We start from the raw sequence: 15,286 nt of genomic DNA on the forward strand, positions 1-15,286 counted from the left end.
AATTTTGTTTTGTGATGCAAATATAATATTTGCTATGCTTTTTATTAAAACCTTTTTATAAATCTGTAGTTTATAAGATCTACAAATAAAAAAGGAGACTAGTTTTTAAAAACCCGCCTCCTTTTTAGCATATTTTATTGGAAATTCCTGTTTACCAGGCTCCGATAAAGTGGCTTCCCTCAACGTTTACCAGTTCAGCTCCTTTTGTTACTGCACCAGTTTCTGTATCTACAACATAAATGTTTCCGTTTTTTCCAACAGGAGCTTGGGTTAGGTAAATTTCGCTACCATCAACCGCATAACTTTGGTATTGGAACAGGTAGAAATCTGGCTCATAAGGAATATCCTCGATTTTTGTAGCAGTTTTTGCTTCTAAATCCACCAAAGCAAAGAAGCCTTGTTGCCCAGCTACGCCTTCAGCCGAACCATCGTGACGGTAGGCCAATACAGCTTTTCCGTTGGCAGCAGGTCTCCAAGCCAATACATAAGCACCTGTTACCCCTAATTCTTCATCTAGATTAAACACATAAGAATCGTCGTACTGATTATTGGTACCTATTTTTAAAATATGAGACCCACTAGGGTCACCTTGGTTTGCTTGGTAAACACTTCCGTTGTATTCAAAAGCATTAATACTGCGGTATCCGTTAGTGTTTCCGTGGCCAACTTCAGAAGAAATAATTTGTGGGTTCAATAAAGAGGGATAATCCAAAACAATGGTTTTAGAACCTAAAATTTCGTAATCACTATCTCTTTCCACAGTTGTAGGGTCTACTTTGCTTAAACGCGCGCCAATATACAATTTGTCGCCAGCTGCATTTAAGGTAGGCATATCTATTCTAGAAATGTAGTAGCCATTAGCCTCTTCTTCAGCTGTTAAAGCCACACTGTGCTCCTGGAAGTTTTTAATTGAAGAGTTTACCAAATCTAAGGTTACAATGCCCATAGTGGCTTCGGTACGCAAATAAGTATCGTCTGTTGCGTCATCAGGAGTACCGTTATCATCAATTTGGTGTTCTGTATTCACATATACTGCAGCTCCTGTTTTGTCGCCGTCAAATAATTTGATCCATCTTGGGGCCGTTCCAACGTAAGGAGCGATGCTAATTTCTGAACCTGTTTGAACAAAATTTTGACCACCATTTACCGTATATTTTGAATAATTTCCACCGGTATCTCCAGCATAGCTAATGTTAAAAATGGTTTTTCCGTCTTCAGAAGCTTGTAATCTCGCCGTTCTGTTTGATGGCACTATAAACCCATTATCAAAAGGCTCGATAGAAACCGTTGGGTCTTTGGCATCTTCACTACTAAGCGAGTAAATTAAGGTACCTCCGTTACCATCACCAGGGTTTTCGCCCATTCTGGCAGCGGCTATGGTAATCCATCGGTCAACTTCCTGTTCTTCTTCTTCAGATGGTGTTGCGTTATCGTCACTACAACTTACCGTAAGCACCAAAGCACTTAGCGCGAATGATAAAGTGATTAGATTAAAAAATCGATTTTTCATATTGATTGTTTTTAGAATTTGTTAATAAAATAATTCAGTTTTAAATAAAATGCCCTTCCAGGCTTTTGCACCGAACGGTTGTCGTATGCCGCTTGGTTAAAAATATTTTTGGCGTCAAAGCTCACTACAATTTTTTCGTTAGGAAACGAATAGCTGCAACCTAAATCTTGTATAAACTGGGTAGGAACCAAAAACGCATCCAAACCACTTACGTTGGTGCCTTGCGCCGTTTTATACGAAAACTCATCGGTGAAATAGGCGTTATAGAAGAGGTTTAGGCGTGCACTTTTTTGAATAAAGTTTTTGATGGAATAACGCAATGCACCGTTGATTGTAAACAAGGGGGTGTTGGGCACATCGACGACTTGCCCTCTTCTGTTTCTGGTTTTTAATTTTAGGCGTGAAAAATTAAAATTAAGCCCAAAGTTATTGTCGTAGGAATAATCAAGTTGTAATTCAATACCTTTTGAAGTAGTGCCTTCATCAAAATTGGCATATTGCACCAGCTCGTCGTTTTCCCATGAATCGTCGGCATTTGCAGGCAAGCCAATTAAATCCTGAATATTTCGAGAAAACAGGTTGGTAGAAACCGAAAAACCATGATTTTGCAAATAGAACTTTCCGAAGCGAAACCCTAAATTGTAATTATCGCTAATTTCGGGCCTAACGTTGAGGTTGGCGATTAGGTTTTCTCCAGCATCACCAAAAACTTCTCTTTCGCTGGGTAAACGAATGGCCCGCTCTGCCGAGGTTAGTACAATAGCCTTTGGGAAAATGGCGTAAGATGCCGCCAAACCATAACCATTATAATCTTTATCGCTTTTATAAACCTCGTCGATTACCTCCGATTGGTCATCATTGTAAACCGGTTTTGTATTTAATACTTTTTGGCGGTAGTGTTTTCCAAATAAGTTTAGATTCAGTCGTTCGTCAAAAGCATTCAGCTCGTAACTTAGCGAATACACGTTTTTATATAAATCGCTGGTTTGTTGAAAAGTGTTTTCTAACAACGACACCATTTCATCCGTATCCTCTCTGTCCAGTCCGCTGTAAACGTGGTTTAGTAAAATTTTATGGCTGCTGTTGATTTTATAAGACACCCCGGTTCGCATTGAGGCCACTTTCCTGTTGATGTGTAATAAGGTTGGCCCACCTTCCTGTTGAGATCCCCACGGATATTTATGGTCAATGACTTCACCTGGGTTATTGAAATCTGGGCGTTGAAGTTTTACACCTTTCCAAGTATAGGCTTGATCAACGGTATCGTTTACAATTCTGTTTCTTTCGCCAATTAGGCCGTTAAAATTAACGTCCAAGCCTTTTACAAAAAGGTCTTTCTTTAAATAGGTTAAATTGGCCAGCAGGGCATCAGATTCCAAAAACCGGCCTTTATACGGACTTATGGTCATAAAAGCACCGTGCTGAACTTCTTTAAAATCGTCGGAACCGGTTACACCCACTAAAAATTGGTCGGCCCATGTTACATCGGTAAAACCAATTTGTGCCATCCCGCCTGTAGATTGGTAGGCATCATGAAACCTTCTGGCGGTAATGGGGGTCTGGCTTCCATCTATTTCAATGTGCTTTACTTGACCGCCCCAAACCTTATAATCGTTATCGGAATAATTATGGAAACCCGACGCTTTAACGGTAAAACCTGATTTTTCGAAACGGTATAACCCATTTACACTAGCCTGAAACGTATTAAAAGAGCCATAGGAAGTAGAGGCGTTAAAGTTACTTTTGGTACCGTCGTGCAATATAACGTTGATAGCACCTCCAAGAGCATCGTCGGCCAAATGCCCGGGCACAACCCCTTTGTACACCTCAATCCGTTTAATCATGGACGGCGGAATACTGTTCAAACTAAATGAAGAACCATAAATAGAAATAGGAATACCATCAATAAAAATACGTACGGAACTGCCCGACAAACCATTCAACATATATTGAACATTAGAGCCCAAACCTCCATTTTGGCGCAGTTTTACGCCAACAGTGGTGTTTAAAAGTTCGTTGGTTTGAATATTTCTGAGGCTGGCTTCCTTCGTTTCTACAACGTTTACCGCAAAACCTTCAGTTTCTATTTTGGCTTTTTCGGTTTTCCCTTGAATATTAACCTGCTGTAAAGACTCTAGTTTTTCGGATAATGAAAAGTCTATAGTAAGGTTTTTGTTTGTGGTTTTACGGCTAAAAACAACTTCGGCAGATTTAGACTCGAACCCTAAATAAGAGGTTTCAACCACATTTTTTCCTTCAGGGATATTTTTAAGCGTATACGCACCATCTTCGTTTGTTATCGTTGCCAGAGAAACACTAGCAATGCCCACAGTAGCCCCAAATAGTGGATGCCCCGAACTATCTACAACCTTTCCGGAAATAGAATTTTGCGCGTATGCCGACAGTGTGACTACGAATGATATCAACAATAATTTTATCTTCACTTATTTAGATTTAATAAAAATAAACTCTACTTTTGGCAAAAGTATTTTGTTTAGACTGATTCTTATTAACGCAAAAAGATATTTTTATAACGTAAAAGGAAGTAATGGAAATTCGATTTGAAAGCTCAGAGTGTAACGGTGAGGAATTGGTCAAGAATTTTGAAAAAGATTTTGAAACTTCTTCGTTGATAGAGGCGGAGTATTCTGAGTTTAAAGAAGGCGTAACGGGTACGGTAAAAGAAATTCATTTGAATAATGCCTTCGTACTTTGCCAAGATTACAAAAATACCAACACAGAATGTTACACTTTAAAGGTGTCCCATAACCATCCCGTATTTTTACTCCAGTTTTCAATGGAGGGCGGGTTATCTTTTTTTTCAAACCATAGTCCTGATAAAAAATTTATTCTGAATAAAAACGCCTATAATTTATTTTTCATTCCCGCTTCAACATACACATATAATTATCACAGCGATAAAAAACATTTTTTAAATATTTATTTCACCGAGTCCTATTTACTGAGTAAAATGGGGTTTTGTTTTATTCGAAGTTTAAAAAAATATCAAAAAGCTAAAAAAGAAAACAATCTGTCTGCTCTTTTTGACGATGGATTAATTCTTAACGCAAAACTGAGAAATATTGTTAATGAATTTCTAAATTGTTCCTTCGATGGAATGACCAGGCAATCGTACTTAGAATCCAAATTAACCGAATTGGTATTGACAGCCTTAATGTCAACACCTTCAAAAAAGGATTCAAACAAATTGAGAAATGAAGAAATAGAGGCTTTAACCAATATTGAAAATTATATTCAAAACCATTTAAAAGAAGAATTGACCATAGAAAAACTGTCCTTAAAAGCTGGTTTTAACACATCAAAATTCAAAAAAGTTTTCAAACAGGTTTATGGAATGCCAGTGTTTAAATACATTACCGCTCTAAGAATTGAAAAAGCAAAACAACTCATTGAAGAGTACAATTACACGATTGCCCAAGCATCCTACAAGGTAGGATACAAAAACCCGCAACACTTTACGGTAGCATTTAAAAAGAAAATGGGATATCTACCCAGCGAACTGATTAAATAATTCGGGTACAACCTTTTTAATTTCTTGAAAAGTTATGCTCAACACAAAAAGCAGGTACATTATACATTGCACCTGCTTTTTGGTTTATTTAAAAAGTCTTTTGGACTTCAGTTTGAGATAATTAACTACACGTTACACGTTTCAATCTCGGTAACTCGTAGCGTATTTACCATACCTTTCGCTTGGATAGGCATGGCCGCCAAGCTAATTACCATATCGCCCACGTCTAAATAACCTTGCTTACAAGCAATAGCGTTAACGTCTTCAATGGTTTCATCGGTACTTACAAACTTATCGTAATAAAACGCACGAACGCCCCACAATAAACTCAATCGTGTTAAAATACGCTCGTTCGATGTGAATACTAAAATATGGCACGACGGTCTCCAAGCCGAAATCTGGAATGCCGTGTACCCACTATTGGTAAGGGTAGAAATGGCTTTGGCATTTATTTCGTTGGCCATATTTGCCGCGTGATAACAAATCGATTTAGTAATGTAACGATTAGTACGGATGTGCGGTGGCAACTGCGGCACCTTGATCAATTCTGAATTTTCAACGCTTCTTAAAATATCGGCCATTTGTTTGATAACCTGCACCGGATATTTACCAACCGAAGTTTCACCAGAAAGCATAACGGCATCGGCACCGTCCATTACCGAGTTGGCCACGTCGTTCACCTCGGCACGAGTAGGTGTTAAACTGGAAATCATGGTTTCCATCATTTGCGTAGCAATAATTACCGGAATTCTAGCTTTTTTGGCACGAAGTACCAATTGCTTTTGGATAAGCGGTACTTCCTGTGCGGGCACTTCAACACCTAAATCGCCACGCGCCACCATTAAACCATCGCAGTGCGCTACAATTTTATCGATATTTTCTACCGCTTCCGGCTTTTCAATCTTGGCTACAATCGGGATTTTATAATCGCTGTGCTGGTTGATTAAATCGCGTAATTGCATTAAATCTTCAGCATGGCGCACAAACGAAAGCGCTATCCAATCTACATCTTGCTTTATGGCGAAAATGGCATCTTCAATATCCTTTTCGGTCAATGCCGGTTGCGAAATATTGGTATTGGGCAGGTTTACCCCTTTTTTAGATTTTAATGGCCCACCTTGAATTACTCTAGCAACTACTTCAGATTTTTTATCGGTTGAAACCACTTCGAAAATAAGTTTTCCATCATCCAAAAGGATGCGCTCGCCTGGTTTGGCATCTTGCGGAAAACTGTCGTAGGTCATGTAAACGCGTTCTTTGGTGCCTTCAAAGCGCTCTCCGGTGGCAAAAATAATTTCGTCACCAGGGCTTACCACCACTTCTTCCTTCATTACGCCAACACGTAGTTTCGGACCTTGTAAATCGGCCAATATGGCTGCGGTAAATCCATGTTCTTTATTAAGCTCGCGTATCATATCGATACGTTCTTTTACATCATCGTAATTGGCGTGCGAAAAGTTAATTCTAAATACGTTTACGCCTTCTTCAAGCATGCCCTTTAAAACTTCTTTCGTACTTGTAGCAGGGCCTAGGGTAGCCACTATTTTGGTTTTCTTTTGTGCTGCTGACATTAGTTAAAAATTAAATTGTCCTTAGATTTTAATTGCCCCGAATCAATACTGTAAGCCGTGGCTAGCTGTGGTATGTTTAAAATAGCCTCTGTAATAGACCGCTCTTTCTTTATTGAAAGTTCGCCTTCTATTTTCAGAAAATAATTTACAGTTTTAAATTCTGGCAATAAGTGAAATGTTTTAGTTATCTTTTCTTGGTTGTCGAATAACGACTTATAATCTGATTCCTGAATTTCTTCAGTTTTACAGATATTGGACACCAAACTCCATGTTATGAGTTGTTTTTCATCCTCCCATTCAAATATGGAGTAAGATGCTTGTCCGTTTTTGGCATCGAGATCTGAAGCTTTCCGGCATAAGCATATCCCTAAATGTTTATTTAGAAGATAGGCCAAACGAAAATCTTCAAGCCCACAATGTATCGCTGTTAAAGTATAAACCGAATCATCAAAAGTATCGTCAAGAATAAGTTTGTGAACAGCCATAACTCATGATAAAAATTTCGTAAATATAATATTTAAAAAGTTGTATCGTGTTAAGTTAACACTATTCTTAAGAATAAAAACGACTAAAACGTTGTAGTAAAAACGTTTTAATTCTAAAAGCCCTAAATGATTTTAGATATTTTACTTTGAAAGGCAAAAAAGGCACGTTTCGAGGCTTTTTCTTCGGCCTTTTTCTTTGATGTTGCCCTCGCTTTTGCCACAACTTTATTGTCTATAGAAAGCTTTACGGAGAAATGCCTAACATCATCATTTCCGGTATCTTCATAAACGTTGTAGCCAAATGTTTTCTTTTCTTTTTGGCACCATTCAATAAGAAGGCTTTTATAACTAATGACCTTGCCCTCCAGTTTTTCGATATCTACATGCGGAATAATAACCCGTTTGTAAATAAACTTTTCGCAGTATTTGTAACCACGGTCTAAAAAAATGGCACCAACCAATGCTTCAAATAAATTGCCGTGAATATTATCACCAAACTGCCCTGACGGGATTTTACTCTTTACTAAATCGATAAGATTCAACTCTTTACCGAGTTCATTTAAATGCTCCCTACTCACAATTTTAGAGCGCATTTTGGTTAAGTAGCCTTCGTCCCCACTAGGAGCTTCAACGTAAAGGTGGGATGCAATAACCGAACTGAGCATGGAATCACCTAAAAACTCTAAACGCTCGTAATTGAAAGGGTTTCCACTATCGTCCTTAATATTCATAGAACGATGGGTAAAAGCTTTTCTGTAGTATTTAATCTCTTTTGGCTTAAACCCCAGAATTTTAGTTAATTCCATAAAAAAATTCCCGTTGCGTTTAAAACGGGAATTTAATATGTTACGAATGTTTTTCATTCGGGATTTAGTCTAATTTCTTAAACAACACACAAGCGTTATGTCCGCCAAATCCAAATGTGTTGCTCATTGCTACTTTTATGTCGCGCTTTTGTGCCTTGTTTAAGGTTAAATTTAATTCTGGATCAATGTTCTCATCAACTACTTCGTGGTTAATGGTAGGTGGCACAATGCCGTTTTCCATAGCTAAAATAGCCGAGATTGCCTCAATAGCTCCGGCCGCACCAAGTAAGTGCCCCGTCATTGATTTTGTTGAATTGATATTTATATTTTTTGCGTGACTGCCAAATACTTCTGTAATTGCTTTTAGCTCGGCTACATCACCTAAAGGTGTCGATGTTCCATGGGTATTAATATGGTCTACATCTTCTGGGTTTAAGCCTGCATTCTCCAAGCAATTTTTCATTACTGCCATTACACCAATACCATCTGGGTGAGGCGCCGTCATATGGTGAGCATCAGAAGACAAACCTCCTCCAATAAACTCGGCATATATTTTTGCCCCTCTAGCCTTAGCATGCTCGTATTCTTCTAAAACCAAAGCCCCTGCACCTTCACCTAGAACAAAACCATCTCTGGTAGCGTCGAATGGTCGGGATGCCGTTTCCGGACTCTCGTTTCTTGTAGATAAGGCATGCATAGCGTTAAAACCGCCCATACCAGCAATGGTAACCGCTGCTTCACTTCCACCTGTAACCACTACATCGGTGTGCCCTAAACGAATAGAGTTTAGCGCATCGAACATAGCGTTTGCAGAAGAGGCACAAGCCGAAACCGTTGTATAGTTTGGCCCCATAAAGCCATGCTTTATAGAGATGTTGCCCGGTGCAATATCAGCAATCATTTTAGGAATAAAGAAAGGGTTGAATCTTGGAGTTCCGTCCCCTTCCGAAAAGTTCATGACTTCGTTTTGAAACGTTTCCAATCCTCCAATACCAGCACCCCATATAACACCAACACGTAACTTGTTAACTTCATCGAGGTTAAGTTTGGCATCGGCAATGGCTTCATCTGCAGCTACCATAGCGTACTGGGCAAACTTGTCCATTTTACGGGCCTCTTTTCTATCGATAAAATCGGTAACGTTAAAGTTTTTCAGCTCGCAAGCGAACTTGGTTTTAAACTTTTCGGTGTCATAGTATGTTATAGGCGCAGCACCGCTTTTTCCACTAACCAAGCCATCCCAATATTCGTCTTTGGTATTGCCAATAGGTGTTAAAGCCCCTAATCCTGTGACTACAACTCGCTTTAATTCCATAAAGTATTTTGCTTATTTTGCTTCTTCTATATAAGATATAGCTTGACCAACTGTTGCGATGTTCTCTGCTTGGTCGTCAGGAATTTGGATATCGAATTCTTTTTCGAACTCCATGATTAATTCTACAGTATCCAAAGAGTCTGCTCCTAAATCGTTAGTGAAGCTAGCTTCAGTTACTACTTCGTTTTCATCAACTCCTAATTTGTCTACGATAATCGCTTTTACTCTTGATGCAATGTCTGACATAATCTTTTAATTTTAAGTTTTAATTAGTTGGCAAAAATAAAAAACTTTATTTTAAAACACACTTTTACTCGAAAAATGTGTTCGTAATTTACTAAAATTACTTGTAAGTATTTATATAATACCTTCTAATTGTTAATAATTATTCTTTTTTTTGTTCGAATAATCAATAACACTATAGTCTGTAAATGAAACGTATTGTAATTTTTGCGTCCGGAAGTGGTACTAATGCTGAAAATTTAATTAAGTTTTTTCAAAACAGCGATAATGCGTCTGTTATTCAGATACTTACCAACAATCCGCATGCCAAAGTTTTAGATCGGGCAAAAAAACTAAATGTTAGCGCATTGTCGTTCAATAGAGTAGAACTTTCAAAAACCGATGATGTGCTTAATATTTTAAGAGCCTCGAAACCCGACTTAATTGTTCTGGCTGGCTTTTTATGGAAATTCCCTGAATTCATTCTAAACGAATTTCCCAATAAAGTGATTAATGTACACCCGGCGCTATTGCCCAAATTTGGCGGAAAAGGGATGTACGGCATGCACGTGCACAAGGCGGTGGTTGAAAACAAAGAAACCGAAACGGGCATTACCATACACTATGTAAACGAAAATTACGACGAAGGCGCCATTATTTTTCAGGCGAAATGCGAGGTAACTCCCGCCGATACGGCTGATGACGTGGCAGCCAAAATCCATAAATTGGAAATGGAGCATTTCCCGAAGGTGGTTGATGAAATACTCAATAAACAAATTCCAAATTCTAAATAATTAACTGGCATGTCACGCTGAGCACTGTCGAAGCGCCTCACCTACATAACACGAAAAGATTTAATTCATGAGATTTCCGCTTTTTGGGGAAATAAGAAAATGAGCAAAAAAAAGAAAAAATACTATACCGTTTGGAAAGGCCATAAAACGGGCGTTTTTGATAATTGGAACGATTGCAAAGCCCAAATCACCAATTTCGATGGGGCACAGTACAAATCCTTCCCCACTTTCGATGCCGCAAAAGCCGCTTTAAAAGGCAATTACTTTGATTACGTTGGAAAAAACAAAAGCTTTAAAAGCGAACTTTCTGCCGAACAACTTAAAAAAATAGGCCAACCCAACTACAACTCCATTTCGGTTGATGCCGCCTCCAGCGGAAACCCCGGCAAAATGGAATACCGCGGCGTGGACACCAAAACCCAAAAACAACTGTTCATTCAAGGCCCTTTTGAAGAAGGCACCAATAACATCGGTGAGTTTTTGGCTATTGTACACGGTTTGGCACTATTGAAAAAAAACAACAGTAACCGTATTATTTACACCGATTCGCGAACCGCCATAAGTTGGGTTAAAAAGAAAACCTGCAATACCAAATTGGAGCGAAACGCCAAAAACAAAGTCCTTTTTGAACTCGTAGACAGAGCGGTCGATTGGCTAAAAAACAACAGTTACAGCACCGTAATTGTGAAATGGGAAACCAAGGCCTGGGGGGAAATACCAGCCGATTTTGGAAGAAAATAATGCTTTCAAAAAAAATTAGGGATTACCATAATGGCACCCCCAATTTTAGAATTGATAATAGCATTTAACGTTAAGACACTTCATTTTTCAATTAGTCACATTTTTTCTGAAAAAAAATTAACATTAAAAGTTAATGCCACCAATAAATAGCCAATTTAGTCTTCAAAAGGCTTATATTTGCAAAAAAATTTCAACTCCTTTCATGGGTAAATTAGTAATAGTGGGCACCGTAGCTTTTGATGCTATTGAAACCCCGTTCGGTAAAACCGACAAAATTCTTGGTGGAGCCGCAACCTTTATAGGTTTGGCCGCTTCACATTTTAATGTTGACGTCGCAGCCGTTTCAGTGGTTGGAGGCGATTTTCCACAGGAATATTTAGACCTACTTTCCGAAAAAAACATCGACATCTCTGGTATTGAAATTGTAAAAGAAGGCAAAACTTTTTTTTGGAGCGGGCGCTACCATAATGACATGAACTCGCGCGACACTTTGGTTACCGAGCTTAACACCCTTGCCGATTTCAACCCCGTTGTTCCAGAAGATTATCGAGATGCCGAAGTAGTCATGCTGGGCAACCTACACCCTCTGGTACAGTCTAGTGTTCTGGATCAAATGGAAAAAACACCAAAACTCGTGGTTTTAGACACCATGAACTTTTGGATGGATTGCGCTTTAGAGGATTTAAAAAACGTTATAAAGCGTGTTGACGTTATCACGATAAACGACGAGGAAGCCCGACAATTAACCGGCGAATACTCCCTAGTTGTGGCGGCAAGAAAAATTCATGCCATGGGGCCAAAATACGTGGTTATAAAAAAAGGAGAACACGGTGCACTGTTGTTTCATGACGACCATGTGTTCTATGCACCAGCTCTACCATTAGAGGAAGTGTTCGACCCCACCGGAGCTGGCGACACCTTTGCAGGAGGCTTTACGGGCTATCTAGTCAAAACCAACGATTTTTCATTTGAAAACATGAAAAATGCCGTTATTTATGGCTCGACACTGGCTTCGTTCTGTGTAGAAAAATTTGGCACCGAACGCATGCAAAATTTAACAAACTCCGAAGTGCATAAACGTTTGTTACAGTTTAAACAGCTAACACAATTTGATATAGAGTTAACATAAAACCACGCGCCCTTAAATCGGGTGCGTTTTAGTTTAAAATAAAAAAATAATTCCCTTGAAATCAATTTATTAAAAATCCGACTAAGGGAAATATAATTAAAGAAAAGCGAAAACATTTTTTTATGAGTGATGCTATAAAACACGAATGTGGAATTGCCATGATAAGGCTTTTAAAGCCTTTGGAATATTACAAAGAAAAATACGGCAGTGCCTTTTATGGGGTAAACAAAATGTACCTCATGATGGAGAAACAGCACAATCGTGGACAAGACGGTGCCGGTTTTGCCAGCATAAAACTGGACACTAAACCGGGCGAGCGCTACATAAGCCGAGTACGGTCAATAGCCCAACAACCTATTCAAGACATTTTTGCACAAATTAACGACCGCATCAATAAGGAGTTTGAAAACCACCCCGAATATAAAGATGATGTCGCCGCCCAAAAGAAAAACATCCCCTACATAGGCGAAGTGTTACTCGGACATGTACGCTACGGTACTTTCGGTAAAAATAGCGTGGAAAGTGTTCATCCGTTTTTAAGACAAAACAACTGGATGCACCGAAACCTAATTATGGCCGGAAACTTTAACATGACCAATGTTAAAGAGCTTTTCTCTAACCTTATTGAATTAGGACAGCACCCGAAAGAATATACCGACACCATTACTATTATGGAAAAAATTGGTCACTTTTTAGATGATGCTGTTAGCAAAATTTATAAAGACTTAAAAAAAGAAGGCTATAATAAGCGCCAAGCCTCGCCACTCATTGCAGAACGATTAAAAGTAGCAAAAATACTTAAACGCGCTGCTAAAAACTGGGATGGTGGTTATGCTATGGCAGGACTTATTGGGCATGGCGATTCGTTTGTTTTACGCGATCCTGCTGGAATTCGTCCAGCTTATTATTATAAGGACGACGAAGTGGTCGTAATCGCATCTGAACGTCCGGTAATCCAAACTGTTTTCAATGTTAAGTTTGAGGATATAAAAGAACTGGAACCGGGGCAAGCCATTATCACTAAAAAATCGGGCGAAGTTAGGCTGAAGCAAATTTTACAGCCATTAGAGAAAAAATCGTGTTCGTTTGAGCGCATCTATTTTTCAAGAGGAAGTGATGCCGAAATTTATCATGAACGAAAAATGCTTGGTAAATTAGTCATGCCAAAAGTACTTGAGACCATTAATTACGACACCAAAAATACGGTGTTCTCATACATTCCCAATACGGCGGAAACCTCGTTTTTCGGCATGATTGAAACTGCTGAGGCTTTTATCAATAAAACCAAAACAGCCAAAATTTTAAACGGCCAGCGCTCATTGTCTTCAGAAAAAGTTACAGAAATACTTTCTGAGCGTACCAGGATTGAAAAAATAGCCATAAAAGATGTTAAACTGCGTACCTTTATCACTGAAGATAGTAGTCGAGACGACTTAGTGGCCCACGTTTACGACATTACCTATGGTGTAATTAAGCCCAACGACAACCTTGTAATTATAGACGACAGTATTGTTCGCGGTACAACACTTAAAAAGAGCATCCTGAAAATGCTAGACCGCCTTAATCCTAAAAAGATTATTGTGGTGTCTTCGGCTCCTCAAATTCGTTACCCCGATTGTTACGGTATCGATATGGCTCGTTTAGAAGATTTAATTGCATTTAGAGCTGCGTTGGAACTGCTAAAAGAAGCTGGAAAATATGATGTTGTAAAAGACGTGTACCATAAATGTATCGAGCAAACAGATTTGGACGACAAGCATGTACAAAACTTTGTAAAGGAAATTTACGACCCGTTTACAGATGAACAGATTTCAGACAAAATTTCGGAATTACTAAGCGACACTTCTATTAATGCAGAGGTGAAAATCATTTTCCAATCGGTTGAAAACCTACATAAAGCCTGCCCCGAGCATTTGGGCGACTGGTATTTTACTGGTGATTACCCAACTGTTGGAGGAAACCGGGTAGTAAACCGAGCTTTTATAAACTTTTACGAAGGCAATAAAGAACGTGCCTATTAATTACGACATTAACAATTTAAGCACTGGTAATCCGCAAATAATGCATTTTGACTTAAAAAAATGCATTTCATCTAAAAAATATTCAGATTATCTAAAATACGCATAAATTGGTCTCACCATAACATAAGTAGGTTAAGTTCATGGTAGATTTGGGGCAAAAAAAGGTGAACATCTGTTCGCCTTTTTTTATGCGCTTTACTTTCCCGGCCAGATGTTTTCCACATAAAATCATTTCACCCCAATTAATAGTTTTATCCCGTTTAAGCCAATATATATGTCGTTTAACTAAAATATTTCGGCAGCCTCTTTTATAGCAATATCTTTGAGCCACCATAACATAAGTAGGTTAAGTTTATGGTAGATTTGGGGCAAAAAGGTGAACATTTCTTGTTCACCTTTTTCATTTTATATATTATATCCCTTCGGATTAAAGCATAAAAAAATCGCTTGAATTCCTTCAAGCGATTTTTATTTTTTATACGGCTCGATAAGCCAAACCGTCCTTAAATTATTTTCCGAAGAAAACTTTTAAGCTAATTATTTAGATTCAGCGTATCTTCTTTCAACTTCATTCCAGTTAATTACGTTAAAGAATGCTTTAATGTAATCTGGACGACGGTTTTGGTAGTTTAGGTAATAAGCATGTTCCCAAACATCCAATCCTAAAATTGGAGTTCCACCACAACCAACGCCTGGCATTAATGGGTTATCTTGGTTAGGAGATGAACATACTTCAACTTTTCCTCCTTTGTGTACGCAAAGCCAAGCCCAACCAGACCCGAAACGAGTGGCGGCCGCTTTACTAAAGGCTTCAATAAACGCTTCCTTAGAACCGTAAGCCGCTTCAATCGCGTCTTTTAATTCTCCAGAAAGATACCCTCTTCCCTCTGGGTTTATTACATCCCAAAATAAAGAGTGGTTATAAAATCCGCCACCATTATTTCTTACAGCAGCATTGTCCATATCAAGATTTGTTAAGATATCTTCAATAGATTTTCCTTCCAAATCGGTACCTTCAATAGCCGCGTTCAAGTTGTTGGTGTACCCTTGGTGGTGCTTGCTATGGTGTATCTCCATAGTACGGGCATCAATGTGCGGTTCTAAAGCATCATAATCGTATCCTAATTTCGGTAATTCGAAAGCCATAATTTTATTGTTTT

Annotated in this window: 13 protein-coding genes; 5 read left to right on the top strand and 8 right to left on the bottom strand. The window is 38.6% G+C overall.

Going from position 1 to position 15,286, the window contains the following annotated elements:
- Nucleotides 1–151 precede the first annotated feature (151 nt).
- Both HC176_RS00110 and HC176_RS00115 read right to left on the bottom strand, forming a co-directional pair.
- Nucleotides 152–1,510, bottom strand: a complete 1,359-nt coding sequence (locus tag HC176_RS00110; RefSeq protein WP_167916150.1) for a hypothetical protein — start codon at nucleotides 1,508–1,510, stop codon at nucleotides 152–154.
- Nucleotides 1,511–1,521: 11 nt separating this feature from the next.
- Nucleotides 1,522–3,954 (bottom strand): TonB-dependent receptor, encoded by a 2,433-nt coding sequence (locus HC176_RS00115; RefSeq protein ID WP_342448653.1) that lies wholly within the window; start codon nucleotides 3,952–3,954, stop codon nucleotides 1,522–1,524.
- Between the two features lie 104 nt (nucleotides 3,955–4,058).
- On the opposite strand from HC176_RS00115, the gene HC176_RS00120 reads away from it, so the two are divergent.
- Nucleotides 4,059–5,042: a helix-turn-helix domain-containing protein gene (locus HC176_RS00120; RefSeq protein ID WP_167916151.1), complete on the top strand. Its 984-nt coding sequence runs from the start codon at nucleotides 4,059–4,061 to the stop codon at nucleotides 5,040–5,042.
- 125 nt (nucleotides 5,043–5,167) lie between these two features.
- Here HC176_RS00120 and pyk read toward each other — a convergent pair whose 3' ends face one another.
- The 5 genes from pyk to HC176_RS00145 form a co-directional block, all read right to left on the bottom strand.
- A complete protein-coding gene (gene pyk, locus HC176_RS00125) occupies nucleotides 5,168–6,613 on the bottom strand; it encodes a pyruvate kinase (protein WP_167916152.1) in 1,446 nt (481 codons plus the stop codon).
- On the bottom strand, nucleotides 6,613–7,098 hold the full coding sequence (locus tag HC176_RS00130; protein ID WP_167916153.1) for an IPExxxVDY family protein: 486 nt from the start codon (nucleotides 7,096–7,098) through the stop codon (nucleotides 6,613–6,615). Before HC176_RS00130 ends, pyk begins: the two co-directional genes overlap by 1 nt.
- 122 nt (nucleotides 7,099–7,220) lie before the next feature.
- Entirely contained in the window at nucleotides 7,221–7,961 is a 741-nt protein-coding gene (gene rnc, locus HC176_RS00135) for a ribonuclease III (protein ID WP_167916154.1), read from the bottom strand.
- Between the two features lie 7 nt (nucleotides 7,962–7,968).
- A complete protein-coding gene (gene fabF / locus HC176_RS00140) occupies nucleotides 7,969–9,219 on the bottom strand; it encodes a beta-ketoacyl-ACP synthase II (protein ID WP_167916155.1) in 1,251 nt (416 codons plus the stop codon).
- Between the two features lie 12 nt (nucleotides 9,220–9,231).
- Nucleotides 9,232–9,465: an acyl carrier protein gene (locus HC176_RS00145; RefSeq protein ID WP_008269813.1), complete on the bottom strand. Its 234-nt coding sequence runs from the start codon at nucleotides 9,463–9,465 to the stop codon at nucleotides 9,232–9,234.
- 185 nt (nucleotides 9,466–9,650) lie between these two features.
- On the opposite strand from HC176_RS00145, the gene purN reads away from it, so the two are divergent.
- The 4 genes from purN to HC176_RS00165 all read left to right on the top strand — a co-directional run bounded on the left by purN (nucleotide 9,651) and on the right by HC176_RS00165 (nucleotide 14,126).
- Complete coding sequence (gene purN, locus HC176_RS00150; RefSeq protein ID WP_167916156.1) at nucleotides 9,651–10,235, top strand: phosphoribosylglycinamide formyltransferase; 585 nt, start codon at nucleotides 9,651–9,653, stop codon at nucleotides 10,233–10,235.
- Between the two features lie 99 nt (nucleotides 10,236–10,334).
- Nucleotides 10,335–10,976: a ribonuclease H1 domain-containing protein gene (locus HC176_RS00155; RefSeq protein WP_167916157.1), complete on the top strand. Its 642-nt coding sequence runs from the start codon at nucleotides 10,335–10,337 to the stop codon at nucleotides 10,974–10,976.
- A gap of 202 nt (nucleotides 10,977–11,178) precedes the next feature.
- On the top strand, nucleotides 11,179–12,105 hold the full coding sequence (locus HC176_RS00160) for a PfkB family carbohydrate kinase (RefSeq protein WP_167916158.1): 927 nt from the start codon (nucleotides 11,179–11,181) through the stop codon (nucleotides 12,103–12,105).
- 122 nt (nucleotides 12,106–12,227) lie between these two features.
- Complete coding sequence (locus HC176_RS00165) at nucleotides 12,228–14,126, top strand: amidophosphoribosyltransferase (protein ID WP_167916159.1); 1,899 nt, start codon at nucleotides 12,228–12,230, stop codon at nucleotides 14,124–14,126.
- Between the two features lie 537 nt (nucleotides 14,127–14,663).
- On the opposite strand, the gene HC176_RS00170 is transcribed toward HC176_RS00165, so the two are convergent.
- Entirely contained in the window at nucleotides 14,664–15,272 is a 609-nt protein-coding gene (locus tag HC176_RS00170) for a superoxide dismutase (protein ID WP_167916160.1), read from the bottom strand.
- Nucleotides 15,273–15,286: the final 14 nt, after the last annotated feature.

This window comes from Tamlana crocina (genome assembly GCF_012037625.1).

Bases quoted from the DNA above. Each gene is read 5' to 3' on its own strand.
- HC176_RS00120 (WP_167916151.1), top strand. From the start codon at position 4,059: ATGGAAATTCGATTTGAAAGCTCAGAGTGTAACGGTGAGGAATTGGTC.
- HC176_RS00110 (WP_167916150.1), bottom strand. From the start codon at position 1,510: ATGAAAAATCGATTTTTTAATCTAATCACTTTATCATTCGCGCTAAGT.
- pyk (WP_167916152.1), bottom strand. From the start codon at position 6,613: ATGTCAGCAGCACAAAAGAAAACCAAAATAGTGGCTACCCTAGGCCCT.
- HC176_RS00165 (WP_167916159.1), top strand. From the start codon at position 12,228: ATGAGTGATGCTATAAAACACGAATGTGGAATTGCCATGATAAGGCTT.
- HC176_RS00155 (WP_167916157.1), top strand. From the start codon at position 10,335: ATGAGCAAAAAAAAGAAAAAATACTATACCGTTTGGAAAGGCCATAAA.
- HC176_RS00170 (WP_167916160.1), bottom strand. From the start codon at position 15,272: ATGGCTTTCGAATTACCGAAATTAGGATACGATTATGATGCTTTAGAA.
- HC176_RS00145 (WP_008269813.1), bottom strand. From the start codon at position 9,465: ATGTCAGACATTGCATCAAGAGTAAAAGCGATTATCGTAGACAAATTA.
- fabF (WP_167916155.1), bottom strand. From the start codon at position 9,219: ATGGAATTAAAGCGAGTTGTAGTCACAGGATTAGGGGCTTTAACACCT.
- HC176_RS00130 (WP_167916153.1), bottom strand. From the start codon at position 7,098: ATGGCTGTTCACAAACTTATTCTTGACGATACTTTTGATGATTCGGTT.
- rnc (WP_167916154.1), bottom strand. From the start codon at position 7,961: ATGAAAAACATTCGTAACATATTAAATTCCCGTTTTAAACGCAACGGG.
- HC176_RS00160 (WP_167916158.1), top strand. From the start codon at position 11,179: ATGGGTAAATTAGTAATAGTGGGCACCGTAGCTTTTGATGCTATTGAA.
- purN (WP_167916156.1), top strand. From the start codon at position 9,651: ATGAAACGTATTGTAATTTTTGCGTCCGGAAGTGGTACTAATGCTGAA.